Raw genomic sequence first — 23,025 nt, forward strand, 5'->3', positions numbered from 1 at the left:
CTGAATGTCACTCCGCCTGGTATTTGAGGGAATATGCGCCGCTGTAAATCGGTGAGCGGGTGGTCCGTATGGTGGCGGACGGGGTCCTCAGGAAACAGGCAGGTGCGCAGAAGCGACGGTTCGCAGAATCACGGTCAGAGACGCCGGGTGGGCCATGCACGGGGAGTCAATGGCGTCATCGCCGTCGTCCGTGTGATGTGGCCGTGCGGGAGAATATCCCGGGATGACCCGCCGTGGCGGGGATCCTGTCTCAGGCTCCGAAGGAGGAGGCGCTGCGGCCCGGACGGAGAGGGCGAATCGCCGCCACGTCAGTGCGCGTGGGGATATTCGGGTGCTGACCGGTGATCATCTTCAGCTTCTGATTCATGATGGTGCCCCCTCCTTTCAACAGGCTCGATATCGACAGTGACGATCTCGAAGTTATCACGCGAATTCTCAGCTGTGAACCCTCGAGAGCACTGAGGCCCCAAAAATTTCTCCCCCAATATCGAGAATCCCGCCTTTTGTGAGTTATCCCGTTGTACATACGGCGGGATAACTCACAAAAGGCGGGATTCTCGATCAGAGAGGGGGAGGGAGGGGGAGCGGGGCTCAGTCCTCTTCGATGATGAGCGGGTAGACCCCGTTCTCGTCGTGGACCTCGCGGCCGGTCACCGGCGGGTTGAAGACACACACCATGCGCATCTCCTCCTCGACGTCGACGTGGTGCTTCTCGTGACCGTCCAGCAGGTACAGGAAGCCGTCGGTGATCTGGTACTTCTCGCCGGTCTCCTTGTCCGTCAGCGTGCCCTTGCCGCCGACGCAGTACACCGCCTCGACGTGGTTGGCGTACCAGAAGTCGTTGGAGGTGCCGGCGCGCAGGGTGGTCTCGTGCAGGGAGAAGCCGACCTTCTCCTTGGCCAGAACCATCCGGCGGGACCGCCAGTTGGGGGTGTCGATATCGCGGTCAGTGCCGTTGAGGTCATCGATGTGCAGGGTGTACATGCCTACGCTCCTTTATCAGAACAGGGGTGAAACTGGCAGAGTGGGCCGCTGGACCAGCGCCACCGGGCTCAGTGCGGGGGCCGCAGCCGGCTCGGCTCACCAGCGTTGCCCGTGGCCGCCAGTGTGGACTCCTCGATGATCTGCAGACCCTTCTGCAGGTCCTCGGAGCTGATGGTCAGCGGCGGCATGACCTTGATGACCTCGTCCTGCGGCCCGGAGGTCTCCAGCAGCATATTGCGCTTATAGCACTCCGCGGCGACCTTCCCGGCGGTGTCCGGGTTCGGGTAGCAGATGCCGGTGAGGAAGCCGCGGCCGCGGATCGTTGCACCCTTCACGTGCCCGGCGATCTGCTCCAGGCCCGTCCGCAGCTGCTCGATCTTGTCCGCCAGCTCGTTCTGGAAGGTGTCATCGGACCAGAACAGCTCGAAGGCGCGCGCACCGGTCAGGAACGCCATGTTGTTGCCGCGGAAGGTGCCGTTGTGCTCGCCGCCCTCCCAGACATCGAGCTCCGGCTTGAACAGGGTCAGCGCCAGGGGCAGCCCGTAACCCGAGATCGACTTGGAGACACAGACGATGTCCGGGACGATGCCGGCCTCCTCGAAGGAGAAGAACCGGCCGGTGCGGCCGCAGCCGGCCTGGACGTCGTCGACGATGAGCAGAATGTTGTGGCGCTTGAGCAGGTCGGCCAGGCCCTTCAGCCATTCCATGCGTGCGGCGTTGAGTCCGCCTTCGCCCTGCACGGTCTCCACGATGACGGCGGCCGGCTTGTCCACACCGGAGCCGGAGTCCTCGAGCACCTTCTCCAGCCAGATGAAGTCGGGGATGTCGCCGTCGAAGTAGTCGTCGTAGGGGATCTTCGAGGAGTTCGTCAGCGGGATCCCGGCGCCGCGGCGCTTCATGGAGTTACCGGTGACTGAAAGCGCACCCAGGGTCATGCCGTGGAAGGCGTTGGTGAAGGAGAGGATGTGCTGACGGCCGGTGACCTTGCGGGCCAGCTTCAGTGCGGCCTCGACGGTGTTGGTGCCGGTGGGGCCGGGGAACATGACCTTGTAGTCCAGGTTCCGCGGCTTGAGGATGATGTCCTCGAAGGTCTGCAGGAACCGGCGCTTGGGCGGGGTGTTCATGTCCAGCGAGTGGGTGACCCCGTCATTGGCGACGTAGTCGACGATCAGGTCACGCAGCTCCGGGTGGTTGTGCCCGTAGTTCAGTGCGCCGGCACCGGAGAAGAAGTCCAGGTAGCGGGTGCCGTCCTCGGTGGTCTGGTAGGCGCCGGAGGCCTTCTCGAAGACGGCCGGCCAGTTCTTGGAATAGCTGCGGACCTGGGATTCGCGAGTCTCGAAGATCTCTGTGGACATGTGTCATACCTCCGTGCTGCGGTCTCGCCGCAGCGCTGTCGATGGTGATGGTCGGTTCAGGTCAGGGGTTCAGGCGGCGTCATCGCCGTCTCGGTACGGGATGCGGTGTGGCCCCGAGGTGGGCCGCGCCGGGATCAGGTGTCTGTGCGCAGCGGCTCCACCGTGTAGAGGTCCTCTGCGGCGTGCTCTTCCCCGGATGCGCTGGCCGGGGGGAAGAGGTCGGTGCCGAAGAGGTCGCGGCGGGTGATCTCGGTGCCGTGGTGGCGGGCGAGTGCGGTGAACAGGGCGATCGAGGCCTCGTTGTCGGCGGTGATCGTGGTCTCCAGGCGGGAGGCGCCGGAGCGGGCGATCACGTCGAAGAGCATCTTCTTCGCCAGCCCCCTCCCGCGGAAGGCGGAGTCGACGCCGACCTGCCAGATGAACAGCGTCTGTGGAGCATCCGGGCGGATGTAGCCGGAGATGAACCCGGCGAGCTGACCATCCACCAGAGAGACCACTGAGGTCGGGGCGAAGTCACGCGCCCAGAGGATGTAGGCGTAGGGGGTGTTGAGGTCCAGGACTCCGGTGCCCTTGGCCAGAGCCCACATCCCGGCACCGTCTTCGACGGTCGGAGTGCGGATCTCGATCGTCTCGCCAGAGCCGTTCTGGGTCGGATCCGTGGGTGCGTCGGCGTGGTCGGTGTGCGACATCGTTGTTCAGCCTAATCCGCGGTGCAGAGGAATCAACCCTTGTGCCCCGGTCAGAGGGTGGTGGAGGCTGCCTGAGGAGGTGTGGTGGCGGATACTCTGAGCAATTCGTGAGCGCTGTTCGCTCAATGCTGCCGGGGCATGCGCGGGGCGGACGGTGAATCCTCCAGGGAAAGGCATGACTGTAATTGTCCCGTGATGGGATTTATTCTGTGCTGATTGGTGAGGTGGCGATCGTCATCACAGAGAATCGGAGGCGACGATGTCGGCGGGCCGGTCGAACTCAGTGCCTGGCTAGACTTGCCTGCGGTCCTTGCGGACTGAACTCCGGTCCGCACATCACTCACCTGGGGGAGCTTCATGGCGACTGCGCGCAGGCGGATCCTGCCCGGCTTCGGCTGGGACATCTACGGCGACGGGCGGCGTATCCGCCCCGGCGACGTCGTCGCACCGGATCAGCGGCTGAGCTGGGGCAGGACCACCGGCATCGGGCTGCAACACGTGGTCGCCATGTTCGGCGCGACGTTCCTGGTGCCGCTGATCACCGATTTCCCGCCGTCGACGACGCTGTTCTTCTCCGGCATCGGCACGCTGCTGTTCCTGGTGATCACCGCCGGGCGGGTGCCGTCCTATCTGGGCTCCTCGTTCGCGTTCATCGCCCCGGTGACCGCGGCGACGGCGATGCACGGGATGTCCGGGGCCCTGGGCGGGATCATCATGGCCGGGGCGGGTCTGTTCCTGGTGGGACTCATCGCGCATCTGGCCGGGACCCGGTGGATCCAGGTGCTGATGCCCCCGGTGGTCACCGGGTCCATCGTCGCGCTGATCGGGCTGAACCTGGCCCCGGCGGCGTGGAACAACGTCGATGCCGCCCCGGTCACGGCCACGGTCACCATCGTGGCGATGCTGCTGGCCGGTGTGCTGTTCTGCGGCCTGCTCGGCCGGCTCTCCATCCTCGTCGGCGTGGTGGTCGGCTATGTGGTCGCTGTGTTCCTCGGTGAGGTGGACTTCTCCGCCGTCGGTGAGGCGGCTTGGTTCGGTCTGCCGGCGATGACGGCGCCGACGTTCCACCTCTCCGTGGTGGGCCTCTTCGTACCGGTGGTGCTGGTGCTGGTGGCCGAGAACGTCGGGCATGTGAAGTCGGTGGCGCTGATGACCCGCCGTGATCTGGATCCGGTGGCCGGCCGGGCGCTGATGGCCGACGGTGTGGCCACGATGCTCGCCGGCTCAGGTGGCGGGTCCGGGACCACCACCTACGCGGAGAACATCGGGGTGATGGCCTCGTCGCGGGTGTATTCCACGGCCGCGTATTGGGTGGCCGGGGTGTTCGCGATCCTGCTGGGTCTGATGCCGAAGGTCGGCGCCGTCGTCGCCACTGTGCCGGTGGGTGTGCTCGGCGGGGCGGGGACGGTGCTCTACGGGATGATCGGGGTGCTCGGCGTGCGGATCTGGGTGCAGAACCGCGTGGACTTCGCCAACCCCATCAACCTGGCGGTGGCGGGTGTACCGCTGATCATCGCCATCGCGAACTTCACCATGGTCTTCGGCGATGTGGTCTTCGAAGGCATCGCGCTGGGCAGCTTCGCCGCACTGGCGATCCACCATGGGATGAGCTGGGTGGCGCGGATGCGCGGCACCGACCCGGGGGCGGAGGTCGCTGAGGATCAGGACCCCCGTGAGGTCTATGCGAGCCCGGTCAATGCCGATGATCTCGCGCGCGAGGCGGACCGCCGCCCAGACCCGTCTGCCTGACCAGCCCCTGATCCGTTCCATACCAGCCCCTGCTCCATTCCATGAGTGTGAGAAAAAAGGGGTGCACGAGGCGGCCTGATCTGGTTAGGGTGAAGGTGTCCGACGGTGCAGCGGACCTCTGAGGAGGGACGAGGCACCGGCTGAACTGACGAAAGGAGTTCGTATGGGACTCGGAGATAAGTTCAATGACGCCAAGGACAAGGCTCAGGAGCACGCTGGCAACGCCAGCGACAAGCTGGGCGAGTTCGCGGGCAACGACGACAAGGGCGGCGACAAGAAGGACGACAAGAAGTGATCGTCCCTTCGTGACGTCGGCCGGTCGTTGACCGCCGAGACAGACGCCGGATCACAGACCCGTCAGGGGACTGGGGTCCGGCGTTCTGCTGTGCGGGGTCACGTCGCCGGGGTCATCGCGACGGATTCATAGCGCCGGGGTCATCGCGGCGTCGTCATCGTCGCCGCCAGGGCCAGAAGCTGCTCCTCAGCACCGTGCCGGCCGATCAGATGCACCGACCAGCTCAGCCCGGCCTCGTCCTGGAGCACCGGCACGTTGATCGCCGGCAGGCCGAGCACATTCACCACTGAGGAATACGGGGTGAACCGGCACTGGGCCTCATAGTTCTCCGCCGGGTCCAACCCGGCGAAGAATCCCACCTCAGGGGCCGCAGAGGCCAGCATCGGGGTCATCAGGACGTCGGCGTCGGCGAAGATGGACTCGGCCTCACGTGCCGCACGCTGCAGCTGACCCACTGCTGCAGCCGTCTCCTCCGGCGGCCGCGAGCGTGCCAGCTCCAGGAAGTACCGGGTCAGCGGCTCCAGCCTGCGCTCCTGCTCTGCAGAGAACGATGACGACGCCAACCCGGAGGTCCACAGCGCACGGAAGCGACGGTGGTAGTCCTCGGGCCAGATCCTGTTGCCCCGACGTCGGCGCGCACGGTCTTCATCGATGAGTCGATGCCCGAGTGCGCCCAGCAGCTCTGCGCCCCGGCTGTAGGCATTGACGGCCTGATCAGCCAGGGCAACGTCCAGATCAGGGGTGAAGGGGGAGTCGGTGGTCATCCGCACGGTCAGCGTGTCCAGCCCCCGGTCCAGCGCCTGCCGTACGGCCGCCATCGCCGGTCCTTCAGCAGGTGTCATGACTGCCTCAGCAGTGTGGGTGCTTCCAGCTGTGCGGGAACCGCCACGGCCCCCTGACGGGGCCGGACGGAACCGTGAACCGGCCATGACGTCGAAGAGCAGTGCCGCATCAGCCGCTGACCGGGCGATCGGCCCGGAGACTGCCAGGTTCCGCACGTCCTGCCGCTGCGGATCATCAGGCATCCGCCCGCGTCCCGGTTTCAGGCCCACCAGCCCGCAGGCGGCCGCCGGGATGCGGATGGAACCGCCGCCGTCGGAGCCTGGCGCGAAGGGCAGCAGCCCGGCGGCCACCGCCGTCGCCCCTCCGCCGGTGGACCCGCCGGAGGTCCGTGACGGGTCCAAGGGGTTGCGCGCGGCCGGACCGAGCTCGTTCTCCGAATAACAGGGCAGCCCGAACTCCGGCACCTGGGTCTTGCCCACACTGATCGCCCCGCTGCGGTGCACCCGCCGGGGGAGCCTGTCGTCACGGGCGGGGGTGGGGTGTTCCACGGCCGCGGAGCCGAAGGTCGTCGGCATGCCGGCCACGTTGACCAAGTCCTTGAGCGCCGTGGGCAGCCCCAGCAGCGGATGGGCGGCCGAGAGTTCGCGCAGGCCGCCGAGCTGGGCGAGCATCGCGCGGACCTCATCGGTCTGCCGCGCCTGGATCACCGCCGCTTCCGGCTCCAGGCTGAGGAAGGCGCCGAGCTGATCCGCCTCAGCTGCTTTCACGGCTGCGGAGACCATCTCCTCGGCCGAGATCTTCCCGCGGAGGAACGCTGAGCGGAGTGCGGTGGCCGAGCTGCTGAGCATAGTGGCCTCAGAACTGACCTCAGAAGCAGGATGACTCATGGCCCCACCCTATGCGCCCGCGGCGATACAGTGCTGTGCAGAGAGCAATCGCATCGGGCAGGTGTGCAGGGCCGGTGCGCGAGACCAGTTGTGCAGGAGGTTGTCATGTCCGATTACGAGACTGTCCGGGCCGCCGAGGTGCCGGAGGGCGCGGTGCTGCTCGATATCCGTGAGGACTACGAATACGAGGCCGGTCACGCTCCCGGCGCGGTTCACATTCCGATGGATCAGATCCCCGAGCGCTTCGCCGAGGAGCTTGATCCCGACGACGACGTCTACGTCACCTGCCGCACCGGCGGGCGCGCAGTGCGCATCACCCAGTGGCTCACCGGCCAGGGCTACACGGCGATCTTCGTCGCCGACGGGATGGGCGGATGGCTGGAGGCCGGCCGTGCGCTGGAGTCCTCCACCGGTGACGAGCCGGAGATCCGGTGACGGGCGACGCCACCGATCCCCGTCATCGCCCGGCGCATGCCGCACGGTACGCCTACCTCGGGCCGTCGGGCACGTTCACCGAGGCCGCCCTGCTGCAGGTGCCCGGAGCCGCCGAGGCTGAGCGCCTTCCCGCATCCTCTGTGCCCGCCGCCCTGAGCATGGTGGAGCGCGGTGAGGTCGATGCGGCAATGGTGCCGATCGAGAACTCAGTGGAAGGCGGGGTGACGGCGACTCTGGATGCGGTCTCGGTGGCCCACCGGCTGCACATCGTCGCCGAATCCCTGGTGCCGATCAGCTTCGTCCTCGCGGCCGCCGCCCCGATGCCCCTGGAGGGAGTGCGCGCGGTGACCACGCATACCCACGCCTGGGCGCAGGTCCGCGGCTGGGCCGAAGGCCACCTCGACGACGTCGAGTTTCTCCCCTCATCCTCGACGGCCGCCGCCGCCGGGGAGATTCTGCGGGGGGAGACCTCTGCGCAGGCGGCGGTCTGCTCGCCGCTGGTTGCTGAGCAGCTGGGCCTTCACGTCCTGGCCGAGGGTATTGAGGATGTCTCCGGGGCGGTCACCCGCTTCGTGCTGGTCTCCCGGCCGGGGCCGGTGCCGGAGATGACCGGGGCGGATAAGACCACGCTGATGATCCCGTTGCCCCAGGATCGTGCCGGTGCGCTGATGGAGCTGCTTGAGCAGTTCTCCACCCGCGGGGTGAACCTGTGCCGCATCGAGTCCCGTCCCACTGGTGGCGGGCTGGGCCAGTACTTCTTCTCGATCGATCTTGAGGGCCATGTGGCGGAGTCTCGGGTGGCTGAGGCGCTCGCCGGAGTCCACCGCAGTGCGCCGGGGATCCGCTTTCTGGGGTCTTACCCGCGGGCGGATCGCCGGTCTCAGCACGTCACCGATGACGTCAGCGACGCCGCCTTCGCCGCGGCGGAGCAGTGGATCGGTGGGATCGTGGGCGGAGCCTCAGAGCGCTGAGCAGCTTCAGAGCGTTGAGCAGAGCGCGGCCGCGTTGAGTGCCGGTGTGGATGCGCTGTGCCGGCTGGTCATAGCCAGCTGGTCACGCTGACCGGGCGGCGTACTGGGCGCGTACCGCGGCCTGCTGATCCCGCTGCGCAGGTTCCTCGCCGGCCCGTTCGAGGTCTTCCAGTGTGCGCCGCCGGGTGGGCAGCTGCAACACACCGTTGACTTTGACCGCACCGGGGCGGACCACTGCCTCGACACGTAGGACCTCGCCGAGGGCGTCGCCGTCGATCTGGAACGGCATCGGCTCAGCGCTCTCCAGCAGGGCCGTGCGGCCCTGACGGACCTGCATCACCGGTAGGTCCGCCTGGGAGCGGGTCACCGTCTTGGCGACGATCCGCATCCAATCCCAGAGGTGCCGCGGGGTGAACAGCACGGTGTCGAGCCGGCCGTCGTCGAATCGCGCGGAGGGGACCAGCACCATCCCGGCCTGCAGGGATCCGCAGTTGGCCAGCAGCACTGAGCGCACCTTATGGGTGCGTGGGCGCTCATGGTCCACAGTCAGTGTGACCGGGTGCCGGTGCCCGATGAGATGACGTGCACCGGCCTCTCCGTAGGCCAACCAGCCGGCGCGCTGTTTGAGGACATCGCGTGTGCCGCTCATGACCTCGGCGTCCATACCGGCTCCGGCAATGACCAGGGAGTGTTCGTGGACGGTGCCGCCGTCGTCGTCGGTGATCACCAGGTCCACCAGGTCCACCGGCGAGGAGGGTCCGTGCAGGGCTTCATCGATGCAGGCTTCGAGATCGTGGTAGGGCAGTCCGATATTGCGGGCGAAGAGATTGCCGGTGCCCATCGGCACCACTCCCAGGCTCACTGAGCCGTCCGCCTCATCGGCTAGGGCTCCGGCCACTTTGCGGACGGTGCCGTCCCCGCCGGCGGCAAGCACGACGTCGGCGCCGTCGCGGATGGCCTGCAGTGCCATCGAGCGCCCGGGGTCTGCAGCGGTGGTCCGGTAGATCATCGGTTCCGGGAGTCCCGCCCGGCTGCAGGCGCGGTAGACCTGACGGGCGATCTGCGCGGCCTCGGTCTTCGTTGGGTTGAGCACCAGGCCGATGCGCCGCTGGTCGTGGGCGGCTGAGGCGAATTCCTGGGCTTCCTGTTCACGCAGGGCCTGCAGCTGGCTCAAGGAACGGCGCAGGCGGTGGTTCGAGATCAGCGCACCGATCATCACCGCAGCGGTGACCACGGCGATCGCCACGGCGACGCCGAGCAGCAGCGGCAGATTCTCAGAGCCCATTCGGGTCAGTCTATCTCCACCTGGGTGGATGAGGCCGGGGCTGGATACGACGTAGGGGTGCTGAAGAAACGCAACCGTGGACGATGTCACTCCACGTACCGGGGCGTTCTCGAGGTGAGTCGAACGTCCGAGCGTTCAGTTCACTGCAGACCGTAGTGGGCAGCGAACGGGTCCCAGGTGGGATCGCTGTGGACCTCCAGCTCGATCACTCGGGCAGCATCGGCCGCGGCCTCGTGTCCGCTGAGATGTTCGATCAGGGCGGCAGTCATGTCCATGCCTGCCGCAACACCGGAGGAGGTCCACCGGTCTCGGTCCTGGACCCAACGCGCCTGTGGAACCCAGGTGACATCTTCGCCGTGCTGCGTGGACCAGGCGAAGGCTCTCTTATTGGAGGTGGCCCGGTAGCCTTCCAGGAGGCCAGCTGCTGCCAGCAGGGCTGATCCGGTGCAGACCGACGTGATGAGCTGAGCCCCAGTTGCCCAGCGGGTAAGGCCGCTCAAGAACTCCACATCCTCCACGAGTGATCTGGCACCTATACCGCCGGGCACTATGACGAGATCCGGCGTGCCCGCACTTCCGAAGGACTCCTCAGCGATCACTTCGATGCCCTGGCTGCTCCGCACACGTCCGGCCGTCGGTGTGACGTAGGTGATCCGATATTCGTCGGGGAGCTTACTGAGCAGTTCGACTGGCCCGAACACATCGAGCAGTTCGAAACCATCGAAGAGCACCATCCCGACATCACGCGCTGCCCGTGTCATGCCGTTATCCTCCCAGCTAGTCTCGTTCTCCCGCCAGAGAACGGGCCGCAACGGCTGTCACGGCCGTATGGATAACGGCGAAAGGCCGCCTCTCCAGATTCCAGAGGGTAGTTCCAGGCGGTAGCGTTGGAAGGCATGAACACTCCGGTTCCCCCGCACGCAGCGCCTGCTGCTGGGTGCTCTCAGATGTCTGGGGAGCCTCCGGGGCCGGGATCGTGGCTGCGGGAGCGGGTCTGGCTGCTCGACCTGCTCGTCGTGATCGGGGTGTTCCTCTACAACGTGCCAATCATCCCGACCTACGCTGACGATGCGATGACGGGGATCGGGCTGATCATTGTCTCGGCCGCGCTCTGCGCTCCGTATATGCTGCGCCGTCGGTATCCACTGGCCGTGTTCGGAATCATGCTGGTTGCGGCCTGTGTGCAGTTGCTGTTCAGTGCGCCGATTCTGGTGGCGGATGTGATGCTGCTGTTCGCGGTCTATAACGTCGCGACGGGCTATCGGTGGTGGGCCTCGCTCACCGTAGCACTGCTGGCGGTCGGGTGGCTGCTAGTAGCGGCGATCCCGCATCTCGGCGACGAGTTTCTCGAAATCGGTCAGCTCGGGGTGCTGGTCGTGGTGACGTTGTGGGTGTGGACCTGGGGCACGCTCGTGCGCATACGTCGTCAGTACATTGCTGGCTTGCGGGAGCGCGCGGAACAGGCGGAACGGGAGCGGGAGACGAACGCCCGGATCGCGGTCGCGGATGAGCGGGCGCGGATCGCGCGGGAGATCCATGACATCGTCTCGCACAGTCTGAGCGTCGTGGTGGTGATGTCCGACGGCGCGGCGGCGAAGGTCGAGTCGGAGCCAGAACGGGCGAAGTCGGCGATGCTCGGGGTGCTGGACACGGGCAGGACGGCGCTGGCGGAGATGCGGCGGATGCTGGGTGTATTGCGTGATGATGAGCCGGGGTCGCAGGCCCCGCAGCCGGGGATCACCCAGCTTGAGGACCTGATCGAGCAGTCCCGCGCGGCGGGTATGCCGGTCGCTCTCACCGTGAGCGGCGAACGGCCCCCTCTGTCGCAGGGTGTGGAGCTGACGGTGTACCGGGTGGTTCAGGAGGCTCTGACGAATGTACGTAAACATGCTGGGTCGCAGGTGACGGGCGTCGATATGGCGCTGACGTATCGGCCGGAAGAGGTTGAGGTGCGCGTCGCCGATGACGGCCGTGGCCCGACCGACGACGTGGGCGGGCACGGTCTGGTCGGGATGCGTGAGCGGACTGCCGCGCACGGCGGCACCTTCCAGGCAGGGGCGCGCGTGGGTGGCGGGTTCGAGCTCGTTGCGGTGCTGCCACGCGAGGGCGAGGGGGCGTGATGGTGCGGGTGGCGCTGGTTGATGACCAGGAGATGATCCGGATGGGGATGCGGATGGTGCTGGAGTCACAGCCTGGGATTGAGATCGTAGGTGAGGCCGATGACGGCGACACTGCCCTGGACCTGCTCAGCTATGTCGAGACCGATGTGGTGTTGATGGATGTGCGGATGCCCAGGATGAACGGTGTCGAGGCGACCCGGCGGTTACATGAACGAAAAGGCCCGCCGAGCGTGTTGATCCTGACGACGTTCGATCTGGACGAGTACGCCTACGACGCCCTCCAGGCTGGAGCGTCCGGATTCCTGCTCAAGGACACCCCCGTGGAGGACATCGCCGCGGCGATCCATCACGTACATACCGGGGATGCGGTGGTGGCGCCGAGTACGACACGACGGTTGCTGGACCATTTCATGCATGCCCGACAGAAGGTAGAGGAGCTGGATTCGACGCGGCCGGGTGACGCCGGGGCGCGGTTGGCGGAGCTGACGCCACGTGAGCACGAGGTGCTGCGGTTGATCGCGCGGGGTCTGTCGAACGCGGAGATCGCCGCCGAGCTCGTACTGGCCGAGGGCACTGTGAAGGTGCATGTGGGGCGTATTCTCACCAAGCTCGGGCTGCGTGACCGGGTGCAGGCGGTCGTGCTCGCTTATGAGACCGGCCTGGTCGAAGCTGGCGGGCACTGAACGATCGAACCACGTCTGTCTCCCAGGCCGTACTCGGCTGGTGGCGTATGCCTGAGGTGATATACGGAAGATATGCCTGCGGTGAGACGATCCGCAGGCATGTCTTCCACGATCGTCGAAACATCGAATCTGACCAAGCGCTACGGCGGGCGCACAGTCGTCGAGAACCTGGACCTGCGGATCCCGTCAGGGAGTGTGTACGGGTTCCTCGGCCCCAACGGGGCCGGGAAGTCCACGACGATGAAGATGCTGCTGAGCCTGATCCAGCCCACCAGCGGTGAGGTGCAGATCATGGGGCAGCCCATGACGCGGGCCACCAGGCGGAAGTTGCTTGGCGGCATCGGTTCGCTGATCGAGGCCCCTCCGGGGTACGCGCATCTGACCGGGGCGGAGAATATGCGCCTGGTGCAGCGGATGCTCGGCCTGAACCGGCAACAGGTCGACTTCGCCGTCCGCGCGGTGCGGCTGCAGGACCAGATGGGTAAGAAGGTGCGTGAGTTCTCCCTGGGCATGAAGCAGCGCCTGGGCATCGCGATGGCACTGGCCCGACAACCGAGGTTGCTCATTCTGGACGAGCCTACGAATGGCTTGGACCCGGCCGGGATCGAGGAGATGCGCACGCTGCTGCGCCGCCTGGCCGGAGATGGGGTGACGGTGATGGTGTCCTCGCATCTGCTCGGGGAGATCGACAAGACCGCGAACGTGCTCGGGATCCTTTCCGGTGGACGGATGATCTTCCAGGGCTCCCGCTCAGAGCTGATGGCTGCCTCCAACCCGGATGTGCTCATCACCTGCTCGGCCCCGGAAACTGCTGCCCTCACGCTGCACGCGTTCAGTGCCCGTGTCACCGAGTCAGGGGAGGTCGCTGTCCCCGGCCTGGACAACCGGCAGACCGCCGGGGTCGTCGCCGCCCTGGTGAGCGAGAAGGTCGGCGTCTACGGGGTGCGCCGTCAGGAGCAGACGCTCGAGGACGTGTTCATGAGCCTCACTGCGGGCGGTGGACTGTGAGCGGCCGGACGATGACTGGGCGCGTGATGTTCGGCAGCGCGTTGGTGAACGAGTTCGCCAAGATGCGGCACCTCAGTGTCGGTCTGGTTGCGACGGTCATGGTCCTGGGTGTGTTGGCGCTGTCGTTGTTCGCGGTTGTGTCCAGCCCGGATTTCAACCCGGATTCGCCTGGAGCGTGGAACGCGCTGCTGGCCGGGATGTCGCTCGGCATCCCACTCATCTCCCCGCTGCTGCTGGCCGTGCTCGCCTCCCGGCAGACCGACATCGAGCACCAGGGCCACGGGTGGCTCATGCAGTCCACTTCCGGGATCACCCCCGGCAGTCTTTGCCGCGTCAAGCTCGTCTCTCTCGGCATCGTCGTCACTGCGGTCACGATCGGTACCAGCCTGACCGTCCTTGCCTTCGGGAAGATCTTTGCGGGCATTCTGCCGCCGGTGCCGCTCGGTCACTGGACCGGGTTCTCACTGTGCGTGCTCGTGGTCAACCTCGCCGTGTTGGCGCTGCACATCCTGCTCTCGGCCAAGGTCGAGAACCAGCTCGTCGTCCTCGGAGTTGGCGTGCTTGGTTGCATCCTCGCCGTGTTCTCCCAGGGCCTCCCAGAAGCCGTCGCCCACCTCACCCCGTGGGGGTACTACGCCCTCGCCCAAGCGGCTGGTTACCAGGGTGATGCGATCCAAGCACTGCCGATCGCCTACCCGAGCATTGCCGTTCTCGCGGTGATCGTCACCGGGCTGTTCGCCGTCCTGACGTGCCGTTTCGACCGTCAGGAGGCCTGACATGAGCACCTTGTCCGCTGAACTCGTCAAGCTTAAGCGTTCCCTGGCCTGGCCGATCGTGGTGCTCCTGCCGATCGTCCTGGTACTCGCCGGTGCAGCTACCCGGCTCGCCAATGGACGCACCCCAGACAACGGGTGGCACACCGTCTGGCTGCAGTCGGTCGGCTTCTACGGCCTGTTCCCGCTCGCGATCGGGATCGCGATCCTTGGATCCCTGGTGTGGCGGGCCGAGCACCGTGGCAGCAACTGGAATGCGCTGATGAGTGGCCTTACCAGCTCGCTGCGTATCGTCACCGCGAAAGCCGTCGTGGTCGCCGGGCTCACTGCGATCATGCAGGTCATCCTCCTTGCCGCAGTGATCGTGATCGGCAAAGTCGTATTTGGGCTACCCGGCATGCTCCCCGGCGAATACTTCGGCGTCACCGGGCTGCTGATCGTCGCGACGATCCCGGCTGCCGCCACGCAGTCGGCGCTGTCGATGTTCCTGCGTTCGTTTGCCGTCCCCAGCGCCGTTGCCCTCGTTGCCTCCGGGAGCTCCACCGTGGCACTCATGGCTCTCGGCAACGCCGCGCTCGTCTCGCCTTACGGCCTCGCCACCAGGACGGCCCTGCTGGGTACCGGGTCGTTCGTCGACACCGGCGTCATCACCGGCAGTGACGTCACCGCGATTCTCGCTGCTGCCGTCGTGCTCTTCACCGTGGTCATTACTGTGAGTTCAGCAGCCCTCGAACACCTCGACACCCGCACGTAAGCCGAAGTGCTCATCGCTGCCCCTGACACGACTACGTGGCTCGACCGAAGAAAACGATTTCTGCCCCACCTGGGGATCCAGACTGGGGTGTACGTGAGCGCGCTGATCAGTCTGTGCATCGACAGCATCAAGCGCGGACCACCGGACTCGTCACCTCGCCAGAAGCGCCGCTGTTCTCAACCAGCCCCGGCACGCTGTTGACGAGTGATGCGATCGGAAGCTCGTCGTCCTGCACGCGGCGACCACGGCCGGGGGATGCCCGAGTCTGACGGATAAGTACATCCCCCGCATACTCTGCGCCGCACACTCGACCGGGTCCCCGCCATCGGGAACCGGCCGCCAATGCGCTATCAGGCAACTGACACTCGTGTCACCGAGCCGACTGAGGTCAGGACCGCCTTGAAGTACTGTTGGAGTGCGGCGCGTAATCGGTGTCGCACAGTTGAAGGAGGTGGTCGGCATGCCGACGCTTTCTCTGATTGGTGACGCCCTCGGTAGGCGGGAGTCATAAAACGCTCGTCGAGGTTCCGTAGGACCGTGGATGACCTCACGGCTGGAGACCGCAGAAGCGAGAAGCCCCGACCTGGGTAACCCCAGTCGGCGGCACCCCGAGTTGGTGACAACTCGGCGTCCAGCGCGGATGACCTAACCTCCGAGAGTGCGAAACCAGAATCAGGAGGTTGGCGGCCCAACGGGTTGCCGAGGTGGCGGTCAGGTTGTCTGGCCGCTACCTCATTATCGTCACAAGGGCGTTATCCGTTTCTACGTATTCATCCTCGCTACCTGTCACGACGTTGTTCCGAGCCTCTTTGGCTTCGGACTCCTCCTAAGGCGGAGAGTCCTTAGATGAGGAGAAGGGACGGAGGGGCACGATCGCGCAGAGCCATCCGAGACTCCGAGGCCGATTCAACTCGCGGAGGTGAACACGTTGACAGACCCTCGGCCGTCTCCCCGTCCATTCGACATCCGGACCTGGGCCCGGGTTCGGGCTAACCTGGTCTCATGATCGACATCAAGCACCTCATCGAGGAACCGGAGCTGTACAGGGCGAGCCAAAGGGCACGCGGAGCAGAGGAGGCGCTGGTTGACCGGGCGATCTCCGCGCATCAGACCCGCAGTGAGTCGATCACCCGGTTCGAGTCTCTGCGTGCTGAGCAGAAGGCCTTCGGCAAACGCGTGGCTCAGGCCGAGGGGGAGCAGAAGCAGGCGCTGCTGGCGGAGGTCAAGGATCTCGCCGATCAGGTCAAGGAGGCGGAGACTGCCTCCAAGGCTGCGGAGGTGGAGCTGGGGCAGCTGCAGCGCAGCATCCCGAACCTCGTTCACCAGGGGGTCCCTTCCGGAGGTGAAGAGGATTCCGTGGTGCTGCGCCATGAAGGTGCCCCCCGTGATTTCACCGCTGAAGGGGTTGAGGTCCGTGACCACCTCGCCCTGGCCGAAGCGCTCGATGCCGTGGACATGGAGCGCGGGGCGAAGGTCTCGGGTTCGCGGTTCTATTTTCTGAAGGGAATCGGTGCCCGCCTGGAGCTGGCCATGATGCAGATGGGCCTGGACCAGGCACTCGAGCACGGTTTCACTCCGATGATCACCCCGACTCTGGTGCGCCCGGAGACCATGCAGGGCACCGGTTTCGACGTCGAACACGACGACGAGATCTACCGTCTGGAACGTGACGGCCTCTACCTGGTGGGAACCTCGGAAGTCTCCCTGGCCGGGTACCACGCCGATGAGATCCTCGAGTTCGAGCAGGGGCCGGTCCGCTATGCGGGCTGGTCCACCTGCTACCGGCGAGAGGCCGGTTCGCACGGCAAGGACACCCGTGGGATCCTGCGGGTCCACCAGTTCAACAAGCTGGAGATGTTCGTCTACTGCGCGCAGGAGGATTCCACCGCCGAGCACGAGCGGATGCTCGCCTGGGAGGAGGCGATGCTGCAGAAGATGGAGCTGCCGTACCGGGTGGTCGACATCGCCGCCGGGGACTTGGGGATGTCCGCGGCACGGAAGTTCGACTGCGAGGCCTGGGTGCCATCCCAGGGCACCTACCGGGAACTGACCTCGACGTCGGACTGCACCACGTTCCAGGCACGACGCCTCAACATCCGTGAGCGCACAGTCAAGGAGGACGGTTCCAAGGGAGCGACCCGTCCGGTGGCGATGCTCAACGGCACATTGGCCACCACCCGCTGGCTGGTGGCGATTCTGGAGAACCACCAGCAGGCCGACGGCGCAGTACGCGTGCCCGAGGCGTTGCGGCCTTACCTGGGTGGGCTGGAGGTCCTGTCTCCGGTGAGGTGAGGCTCATCAGGCTATCGGCCGTTGTTTTGAATAGCTAAGATGTAGAGCGGAGGCAGGCAGCACCGCCTGTCGTACCGCCTCGACGAAGGAGAGCGATCATGGCTGACCGCAACGCCCATTACACCGTCCCGGGCCTGGCTCTGGAGAACGGTCACGAGATCGCGGGGCTGCTGCAGCAGCGGCTCCACGCCCTGAATGACCTCCACCTGGCCTTGAAGCACGTTCACTGGAACGTCACCGGCCCCAACTTCATCGCCGTCCACGAGATGCTCGACCCCGAGATCGAGAAGGTCCGCGGCTTCGCCGACGAGGTCGCCGAGCGCATCGCCACTCTCGGCGGCACTCCCTCCGGCCGCTCGGCTGAGATGGTCGCCGAGCGCACCTGGGAGGACTACCCCCTGGGCCGCGCCGGCACCCAGGAGCACCTGCAGGAGGTCGACAAGGTCTACGACGGCGTCGTCTCCGACCACCGTCAGGTCATCAGCAAGGTCGGTGACACCGACCCGATCACCGAGGACCTGCTGATCGGTCAGACCCGAGAGCTTGAGCTGTTCCAGTGGTTCGTCCGCGCACACCTCGAGCGCTCCTGAGAGTGTCGATGCGGCTCATCTGAGGAGCCGCTCCTCGTGATGAACACCCTGAGGGCCGTCGGAGCAGTGCTCCGGCGGCCCTCGTCTTTGTGGCCCCAAGATATTTCTGGCCCGCATCGTTCTGGTCGGTCGTCCAGTGTTCACCTGCTGTTCCGCTGTGCGCGGCATGATCCGGCATAATGTCCATTCCGGCGTTCTACGCTGACGCGACGGACCTCTACGGTACGTGGCAGACCAGCGAAGCACCGCGCAACGGCATCGGATACCAACGGCATCGGATACTAAGAGACACCGCACGAGATATAGCAGCAGACCCGCGACATCAGACCTGACACCTGAACGGACGGCCCCCGCAGATGACCACCACTGAGACGAACCACACCGGAGAGATCTCCTACCCCGCCGCGGGCGACGGCGGCAGCCATGACCACCGCAGCGGCCGGGCCATGGTGTGTCTGGATGTGGACGGCACCCTGGTGGATCACGATGGTCACATGTCGGAGGCTGTGCGACAGGTCGGCCGAGAGGTGGTCGCTGCCGGACACACGGTGGTGGTCTCCACGGGACGTTCCCTGCCCGCGGTACTGCCGGTGGTCGAGGCGCTGGGGGTCACCCAGGGCTATGCGGTCTGCTCCAACGGTGGAGTGACCGTGCGCATCGACACCTCGTTGCCAGCCCGATATGAGGTCATCGATCGGCAGGTCTTCGACCCCGCCCCGGCGCTGCACGCCCTGAGCGACCGGCTGCCCAATGCCCGCTACGCAGTGGAGACGGCGGAGGGGATCTTCCTCTCCACCGAGCGTTTCCAGGACATGTCCTTCGGCCTCGCCGCCGAAGGGGTGTCCTTCCAGGAGCTCACGGAGGTCTCGGCGGTACGGCTGGTCGTCAACTCGCATACGGCCACCAGCGAGGAGTTCGCTGAGGCGGTGGGCGGCATCGGCCTGCAGGGGGTCACCTACTCGGTGGGCTGGTCCGCGTGGTTGGACATCGCCGCCTCCGGGGTCACCAAAGGATCTTCGCTCGAAGTGCTGAGGGACCAGCTCGGTGTGCCGTTGTCTGACGTGGTCGCCGTCGGAGACGGGCGCAATGACATCGAGATGCTGCGATGGGCCGGCCGCGGTGTGGCCATGGGGCAGGCGCCGGAGGAAGTGGTGGAAGCCGCCGATGAGCGCACCGCCCACGTCAACGACGACGGCCTGGTCCCCGTGCTGCGCAGCGTGCTCGACGGCGACTCCGGCCGGTAGGGGACACCCGCGGCTGAGCTTGAGGGCCCGGTCATGGCACCGTCTCGTACGGTTCTGAGCTAGACTGTATGCAGGTCGTATGAGGCTTCGGGACACTGAGGTCCATCGATCTGAGACCAACGGGGCCAGGGCTTCGGCACTGGCTCCGTTGTTGTGTCATCTGGCTGATGGCCATGTGCTGCGATAGGTGTGAACGTGGGGCAGCACAAGATCCTCGATCATCTGCTCCAATGTTGCGTTACCGCGGCTGACTATTTCTCCATTGGCGCGTTGTTGTCTGTTGCGGCCTTGCTTCTGCAGACCATACGCAACGAGGTCGGCGAGCTGGACACCCCGGTTCGTGTCTGATTCCACAAAATGCACTGTGTCGACAATGTTGCGCAGTGTGAGGTTGAAGCCGACGCCGCCATCACCGTCCTGCATATCTCGCAGAAGGTCCAGCTGGAAGTGATTGTGCTCGTCGGTCTCATCAGCGATCAACAGTGCCCGTTGCCGCATGGGTTCCTTGTGTGTGGAGATGTACTGCTGGATTTTCTCGACGATGAATTGGAAGGCCAACAGGTGAGGGGCGTGACTTGTGGATGGTCTCAGCCGTGTCTTGTTGATGGACGCGTGGGCGACGACGCAGTCGTGCGTCGATAGAGTCGCCAAGGCTTCCTCGTAGACGGCGACTCGTGCTGCCGGTGACAGTGCCGACCATGCCCCTCGGCCGCTAAAGAGTTCGGCGCCATGGAGCTCTTCTGACACCAGATCTGGTAATGCTCGTGCAACTACTCCGTCCAGGGAGCGTCGGAGTGCAAGGACTTGCTCCTCCGGCACGAGTACTGCCGCGATCCAGTGGACGGGTTGATAGGGGTCATCCAGTCTGCTTCCGGTATTACCGCTCTCGTCGAGGTAGACCAACCACATGGAGTCAGACTAGCCCCAGGCTATGACATGCCAGGGAGGGTCCACTGACTGCCCCTTGGGTCACTGGAGCGGGCTCGGACAGCAGCTGCGTGAGGCCCCCTGAGGGGTACTGCTTCGTGCACCTGCACTCAGCCGTAGAGATCAGCCAATCGGCCCACGGCCTCTGCCCCGACCAGATCTCCCGGCAACAGTGGCACGGTCTGGACTTCCAGCTGCGGCAGCAGTTCGCGCAGTGAGTCCACATGCGCGAGCTCCTGGGCCCGGCGGTGAGCCAGATACTCTCCCGCATCGGCGGGGGAGAGCCGGTTGACCACCAGCCCGCCCACGCGCACCCCGCTGCTCTCAAGCTCCTTCACCAGCTCCGCAGACTCCAACACGGGCAGCCGCTCGGGGGTCAGCACGACGACGAACGCACACCGACGGTCATCACGCAGCACATCGCGCAGATGCTCGAACCGGATGCGCCGCCGGGTGAGCACTGCGCGGATCCGCCGATCCCGCTGAGTCACCGGATCGTCGTCGCGGTCCAGTGCACGCACCGCCGCGCCGAACCGCTCGGCCTTGTCCCGGCGGGCCAACAGCCCCTCTGTCCACACCGTCATCGTCTCGGGCAGCGCCATCAGCCGTGCGGTATGGCCGGACGGCGCGGTGTCGAAGACGATGAGGTCATAGTCCTCCAAGGAGTCCTCGACCAGCTCGGCGATGCGCTCCAACAGCGCGGACTCATGCGTGCCCGGGGATTCCTCGGCCATCCGCAGATGCTCATCCACCTGCCGGTGCAGGTGCTCGGGCATCATCGACCGCAGAGTCTCACCCACCTCCCGCACATGAGCGGCCACAGTCCGCTGCGGATCGACCTCCACCGCATCGAGCCGACCCTGCGATGCATCCGCGTCCACCGCACCTGCGCCCCCGGCATTGGAGGCAGCATCGAACAGCGTGACGATCTCATCGCCGATCTTCCGCTCCCACAGATGCCCGATGTTATGGGCGGGGTCCGTGGAGACCAGCAGCACCCGCCCACCGGTGCGCGCCCGGTGCAGCGCCACCGCCGAGGCCGTCGAGGTCTTCCCCACTCCGCCCTTGCCGCCCAGAAACAGCACCTTCACGGTCTGGCTGAGGTCATTCAGCAGCATGACAGCCCTTCGATCGGCAGATCCTTCATCCCCTGGCGCACATGCCAGTCGTGCATCCGGTCGAGCATCTCCGGCAGCAGCTCCAACGTGGCCCCGGAGGCCGGGTTCGGGATCCCCAACGCCTCGGAGAGGACCAGCATCATGAACAGATCCTCCTCATCACGCTGGGCACGGGCCATCGTCCGGCGGTACGGCGCCGTATAGAACTCCTCCAGTCCGCGGGAGAACCCCCGCAGCCCCTCCCGCACTCGGCTCAGCCGGCTCCCGGTCACAGTGCTCAGCGCTCCCGGCTCGGCAGCTTCTCCGCCTCGCTCAGCAGCTGCTCATCCTCGGGCTCCTTCGGCTCCTTAGACACACGCCTCATCGCGATCAGCGACTCCACCAGCACCCAGGCCGCGGCGATGATGATGACCACGTCGATGGCCAGCAGCAACCAGTCGCCGTCGGAATAGAAGGTACCGAGCTGGACGATCGCCGCATAGGCGCTCATCACCAGCACGAACAGCGCCGGGATGAGCACCGGCAGGAACGGACGGCCCTTACGCATCAGGATGATCGTGATGATCATCAGCGTCAGCGCGGCCAGCAGCTGGTTAGTGGTACCGAACAGCGGCCAGATCAGCATCCCGCCGGAGCCGTCGCCGCCCTGCGAGAAGGTCAGCGCCAGGGCGATGCCCACAGTGATGAGCGTGGCCACCACCGTATTCAGCCGCACTCCGGCCAGCTCACCGATCTCCTGGATGACGAACCGCTTCAGGCGCACCCCGGTGTCCATCGTGGTGGCTGCGAAGAGCACTGCCATCGTCGCCAGGATCGTCGCCGAGAGGGACTCGGGGATACCGAGTCCGGCATTCATGATGGCCCCGCCGCCTTCGACGAACACCGGCACACCGCCGGAGGAGAAGGACTCATAGACGTTTTCCCAGTCCTGCAATGACTGGAACCCGGCGGTGGTCGCGATGATCGCCCCCAGCGCCAGCAGACCCTCACCCACGGCACCGAAGTAGCCGATGAACCGGGCATCGGTCTCCCGATCCATCTGCTTCGACGAGGTCCCCGAAGCCACCGTGCCGTGGAACCCGGAGATTGCCCCGCAGGCGATGGTCACGAACAACAGCGGCACGATGGACGGGGTATCAGCCGGCACGTTCTCATTCCACGCCGGGGCGACGACCGTCGGCGTCGCGATCAACACCGAACCGTAGAGGATGCCCAGGCCGATGAAGAGCTGGATGCCGTTGATGTAGTCCCTGGGCTGCAGCAGCACCCACACCGGCAGGATCGAGGCGATGGCTGCGTAGACGAAGAGCAGCACGATCCAGAAGCCCTCCGGTGCCAGGCCCATGACGCGCTCAGGCAGCTCGATCGGATACCGGTCACCCAGCAGGATCAGCCCGTAGAGAGCCACGACGCCCACGACTGAGACCACTGCCAGGTTCATCTTGAACCGGTAGATCGCCTGACCCACCAGCAGAGCCACCAGCAGCGCACCCCACGTGGGAATCACCGCACCCGGCTGAGCCACCAGCAGCCCGGAGATCACCACGGCGAAGGCGGCGACGACCATGAGCAGCAGCAGGAAGATGACCACGAGGAACAGGTTCCGGCCTCGGGCGCCGATGTAGCGCCCGGACAGCGTGCCGATGGACTGACCCTTATTCCGGGCCGAGGCCCAGAGGGAGCCGAGATCGTGCATGCCGGCGAGGAACACGGTGCCGAAGACCACCCACAGGAAGGCCGGCAGCCACCCCCAGATCACCGCGACGGCCGGACCCACGATGGGTGCAGCGCCGGCCACGGAGGTGAAGTGATGCCCCCAGAGCACGTACTTATTGGTGGGCACGAAGTCCACGCCGTCGTCGAACTCGTGGCCCGGGGTCTTGAACTCAGCGTTGAGCTTATAGACCCTCTTGGCCAGGAACCTCGAATACAGGACGTAGCCCGCCAGCATCATCACGACGCCGACGACGGCGAGTACTAGTGAATTGACACCATCCATGATGTCTCCCTCTCCACGAATGGACGAGCCGCATCAGCAGAACCCCAACCCTTCCCACAGGGTCAGACAGGCGGCACGGTCCGG

Annotated in this window: 22 protein-coding genes; 12 read left to right on the forward strand and 10 right to left on the reverse strand. The window is 65.8% G+C overall.

Going from position 1 to position 23,025, the window contains the following annotated elements; translation table 11 throughout:
- Positions 1-591: 591 nt before the first annotated feature.
- The 3 genes from RIL96_RS10725 to ectA all read right to left on the reverse strand — a co-directional run bounded on the left by RIL96_RS10725 (position 592) and on the right by ectA (position 3,028).
- Positions 592-984, reverse strand: coding sequence for an ectoine synthase (locus tag RIL96_RS10725; protein ID WP_310549016.1), 393 nt, complete (start codon positions 982-984; stop codon positions 592-594).
- A 68-nt stretch (positions 985-1,052) separates the two neighbouring features.
- Positions 1,053-2,339, reverse strand: a complete 1,287-nt coding sequence (gene ectB / locus RIL96_RS10730; RefSeq protein ID WP_310549017.1) for a diaminobutyrate--2-oxoglutarate transaminase — start codon at positions 2,337-2,339, stop codon at positions 1,053-1,055.
- Positions 2,340-2,473: 134 nt separating this feature from the next.
- Complete coding sequence (gene ectA, locus RIL96_RS10735) at positions 2,474-3,028, reverse strand: diaminobutyrate acetyltransferase (protein WP_310549018.1); 555 nt, start codon at positions 3,026-3,028, stop codon at positions 2,474-2,476.
- 357 nt (positions 3,029-3,385) lie between these two features.
- Between ectA and RIL96_RS10740 the strand changes: the two genes are divergently transcribed.
- On the forward strand, positions 3,386-4,777 hold the full coding sequence (locus tag RIL96_RS10740) for a uracil-xanthine permease family protein (RefSeq protein ID WP_310549019.1): 1,392 nt from the start codon (positions 3,386-3,388) through the stop codon (positions 4,775-4,777).
- Between the two features lie 163 nt (positions 4,778-4,940).
- Positions 4,941-5,072, forward strand: a complete 132-nt coding sequence (locus RIL96_RS10745) for a hypothetical protein (RefSeq protein ID WP_310549020.1) — start codon at positions 4,941-4,943, stop codon at positions 5,070-5,072.
- Positions 5,073-5,212: 140 nt separating this feature from the next.
- On the opposite strand, the gene RIL96_RS10750 is transcribed toward RIL96_RS10745, so the two are convergent.
- Complete coding sequence (locus RIL96_RS10750) at positions 5,213-6,742, reverse strand: amidase (protein ID WP_310549021.1); 1,530 nt, start codon at positions 6,740-6,742, stop codon at positions 5,213-5,215.
- 105 nt (positions 6,743-6,847) lie between these two features.
- Between RIL96_RS10750 and RIL96_RS10755 the strand changes: the two genes are divergently transcribed.
- Both RIL96_RS10755 and pheA read left to right on the forward strand, forming a co-directional pair.
- Complete coding sequence (locus RIL96_RS10755; protein ID WP_310549022.1) at positions 6,848-7,177, forward strand: rhodanese-like domain-containing protein; 330 nt, start codon at positions 6,848-6,850, stop codon at positions 7,175-7,177.
- A complete protein-coding gene (gene pheA, locus RIL96_RS10760) occupies positions 7,174-8,148 on the forward strand; it encodes a prephenate dehydratase (RefSeq protein ID WP_310549023.1) in 975 nt (324 codons plus the stop codon). Before RIL96_RS10755 ends, pheA begins: the two co-directional genes overlap by 4 nt.
- Positions 8,149-8,230: 82 nt before the next feature.
- Here pheA and RIL96_RS10765 read toward each other — a convergent pair whose 3' ends face one another.
- A complete protein-coding gene (locus RIL96_RS10765) occupies positions 8,231-9,433 on the reverse strand; it encodes a diacylglycerol/lipid kinase family protein (RefSeq protein ID WP_310549024.1) in 1,203 nt (400 codons plus the stop codon).
- Between the two features lie 140 nt (positions 9,434-9,573).
- Positions 9,574-10,194, reverse strand: coding sequence for a DJ-1/PfpI family protein (locus tag RIL96_RS10770; RefSeq protein WP_310549025.1), 621 nt, complete (start codon positions 10,192-10,194; stop codon positions 9,574-9,576).
- A gap of 186 nt (positions 10,195-10,380) precedes the next feature.
- Here RIL96_RS10770 and RIL96_RS10775 point away from each other — a divergent pair, with 186 nt between their 5' ends.
- From RIL96_RS10775 to RIL96_RS10810, 8 genes are all read left to right on the forward strand, one after another.
- Entirely contained in the window at positions 10,381-11,553 is a 1,173-nt protein-coding gene (locus RIL96_RS10775; protein WP_310549026.1) for a sensor histidine kinase, read from the forward strand.
- Positions 11,553-12,236, forward strand: a complete 684-nt coding sequence (locus RIL96_RS10780; RefSeq protein WP_310549027.1) for a response regulator — start codon at positions 11,553-11,555, stop codon at positions 12,234-12,236. Before RIL96_RS10775 ends, RIL96_RS10780 begins: the two co-directional genes overlap by 1 nt.
- A 99-nt stretch (positions 12,237-12,335) precedes the next feature.
- The gene (locus tag RIL96_RS10785) at positions 12,336-13,244 is read left to right on the forward strand and encodes an ABC transporter ATP-binding protein (RefSeq protein WP_310549028.1); all 909 of its coding nucleotides are present in this window, start codon (positions 12,336-12,338) and stop codon (positions 13,242-13,244) included.
- Positions 13,245-13,270: 26 nt separating this feature from the next.
- Positions 13,271-14,020, forward strand: a complete 750-nt coding sequence (locus RIL96_RS10790) for an ABC transporter permease (protein WP_310549058.1) — start codon at positions 13,271-13,273, stop codon at positions 14,018-14,020.
- A 1-nt stretch (position 14,021) separates the two neighbouring features.
- Positions 14,022-14,771, forward strand: coding sequence for an ABC transporter permease (locus RIL96_RS10795; protein WP_310549029.1), 750 nt, complete (start codon positions 14,022-14,024; stop codon positions 14,769-14,771).
- A gap of 1,002 nt (positions 14,772-15,773) precedes the next feature.
- Positions 15,774-17,063, forward strand: a complete 1,290-nt coding sequence (gene serS / locus RIL96_RS10800) for a serine--tRNA ligase (protein WP_310549030.1) — start codon at positions 15,774-15,776, stop codon at positions 17,061-17,063.
- A 98-nt stretch (positions 17,064-17,161) separates the two neighbouring features.
- Positions 17,162-17,653: a Dps family protein gene (locus RIL96_RS10805; protein WP_310549031.1), complete on the forward strand. Its 492-nt coding sequence runs from the start codon at positions 17,162-17,164 to the stop codon at positions 17,651-17,653.
- Between the two features lie 356 nt (positions 17,654-18,009).
- Positions 18,010-18,897, forward strand: a complete 888-nt coding sequence (locus tag RIL96_RS10810; protein ID WP_374761883.1) for an HAD family hydrolase — start codon at positions 18,010-18,012, stop codon at positions 18,895-18,897.
- A 156-nt stretch (positions 18,898-19,053) separates the two neighbouring features.
- On the opposite strand, the gene RIL96_RS10815 is transcribed toward RIL96_RS10810, so the two are convergent.
- The 4 genes from RIL96_RS10815 to RIL96_RS10830 all read right to left on the reverse strand — a co-directional run bounded on the left by RIL96_RS10815 (position 19,054) and on the right by RIL96_RS10830 (position 22,941).
- Positions 19,054-19,806 carry a DUF3800 domain-containing protein gene (locus tag RIL96_RS10815; RefSeq protein WP_310549032.1) on the reverse strand — a complete coding sequence of 251 codons (753 nt, stop codon included), beginning with the start codon at positions 19,804-19,806 and terminating at the stop codon, positions 19,054-19,056.
- Between the two features lie 128 nt (positions 19,807-19,934).
- Entirely contained in the window at positions 19,935-20,942 is a 1,008-nt protein-coding gene (locus RIL96_RS10820; RefSeq protein ID WP_310549033.1) for an ArsA family ATPase, read from the reverse strand.
- A complete protein-coding gene (locus tag RIL96_RS10825; RefSeq protein ID WP_310549034.1) occupies positions 20,933-21,214 on the reverse strand; it encodes a cory-CC-star protein in 282 nt (93 codons plus the stop codon). The genes RIL96_RS10820 and RIL96_RS10825 overlap by 10 nt, the downstream gene beginning before the upstream one ends.
- A 5-nt stretch (positions 21,215-21,219) precedes the next feature.
- Positions 21,220-22,941, reverse strand: a complete 1,722-nt coding sequence (locus tag RIL96_RS10830; RefSeq protein WP_310549035.1) for a carbon starvation CstA family protein — start codon at positions 22,939-22,941, stop codon at positions 21,220-21,222.
- Between the last annotated feature and the right edge of the window lie 84 nt (positions 22,942-23,025).

It is taken from the genome of Nesterenkonia aerolata, assembly GCF_031470965.1.
GTDB classification, from domain to species: Bacteria; Actinomycetota; Actinomycetes; order Actinomycetales; family Micrococcaceae; genus Nesterenkonia; species Nesterenkonia aerolata.

Bases quoted from the DNA above. Each gene is read 5' to 3' on its own strand.
- RIL96_RS10745 (WP_310549020.1), top strand. From the start codon at position 4,941: ATGGGACTCGGAGATAAGTTCAATGACGCCAAGGACAAGGCTCAGGAG.
- ectB (WP_310549017.1), bottom strand. From the start codon at position 2,339: ATGTCCACAGAGATCTTCGAGACTCGCGAATCCCAGGTCCGCAGCTAT.
- RIL96_RS10755 (WP_310549022.1), top strand. From the start codon at position 6,848: ATGTCCGATTACGAGACTGTCCGGGCCGCCGAGGTGCCGGAGGGCGCG.
- RIL96_RS10815 (WP_310549032.1), bottom strand. From the start codon at position 19,806: ATGTGGTTGGTCTACCTCGACGAGAGCGGTAATACCGGAAGCAGACTG.
- RIL96_RS10740 (WP_310549019.1), top strand. From the start codon at position 3,386: ATGGCGACTGCGCGCAGGCGGATCCTGCCCGGCTTCGGCTGGGACATC.
- RIL96_RS10795 (WP_310549029.1), top strand. From the start codon at position 14,022: ATGAGCACCTTGTCCGCTGAACTCGTCAAGCTTAAGCGTTCCCTGGCC.
- RIL96_RS10750 (WP_310549021.1), bottom strand. From the start codon at position 6,742: ATGAGTCATCCTGCTTCTGAGGTCAGTTCTGAGGCCACTATGCTCAGC.
- serS (WP_310549030.1), top strand. From the start codon at position 15,774: ATGATCGACATCAAGCACCTCATCGAGGAACCGGAGCTGTACAGGGCG.
- RIL96_RS10790 (WP_310549058.1), top strand. From the start codon at position 13,271: ATGTTCGGCAGCGCGTTGGTGAACGAGTTCGCCAAGATGCGGCACCTC.
- RIL96_RS10775 (WP_310549026.1), top strand. From the start codon at position 10,381: ATGTCTGGGGAGCCTCCGGGGCCGGGATCGTGGCTGCGGGAGCGGGTC.
- RIL96_RS10785 (WP_310549028.1), top strand. From the start codon at position 12,336: ATGTCTTCCACGATCGTCGAAACATCGAATCTGACCAAGCGCTACGGC.
- RIL96_RS10780 (WP_310549027.1), top strand. From the start codon at position 11,553: ATGGTGCGGGTGGCGCTGGTTGATGACCAGGAGATGATCCGGATGGGG.
- RIL96_RS10725 (WP_310549016.1), bottom strand. From the start codon at position 984: ATGTACACCCTGCACATCGATGACCTCAACGGCACTGACCGCGATATC.
- RIL96_RS10805 (WP_310549031.1), top strand. From the start codon at position 17,162: ATGGCTGACCGCAACGCCCATTACACCGTCCCGGGCCTGGCTCTGGAG.
- ectA (WP_310549018.1), bottom strand. From the start codon at position 3,028: ATGTCGCACACCGACCACGCCGACGCACCCACGGATCCGACCCAGAAC.
- RIL96_RS10770 (WP_310549025.1), bottom strand. From the start codon at position 10,194: ATGACACGGGCAGCGCGTGATGTCGGGATGGTGCTCTTCGATGGTTTC.
- RIL96_RS10810 (WP_374761883.1), top strand. From the start codon at position 18,010: ATGACCACCACTGAGACGAACCACACCGGAGAGATCTCCTACCCCGCC.
- RIL96_RS10765 (WP_310549024.1), bottom strand. From the start codon at position 9,433: ATGGGCTCTGAGAATCTGCCGCTGCTGCTCGGCGTCGCCGTGGCGATC.
- RIL96_RS10830 (WP_310549035.1), bottom strand. From the start codon at position 22,941: ATGGATGGTGTCAATTCACTAGTACTCGCCGTCGTCGGCGTCGTGATG.
- RIL96_RS10820 (WP_310549033.1), bottom strand. From the start codon at position 20,942: ATGCTGCTGAATGACCTCAGCCAGACCGTGAAGGTGCTGTTTCTGGGC.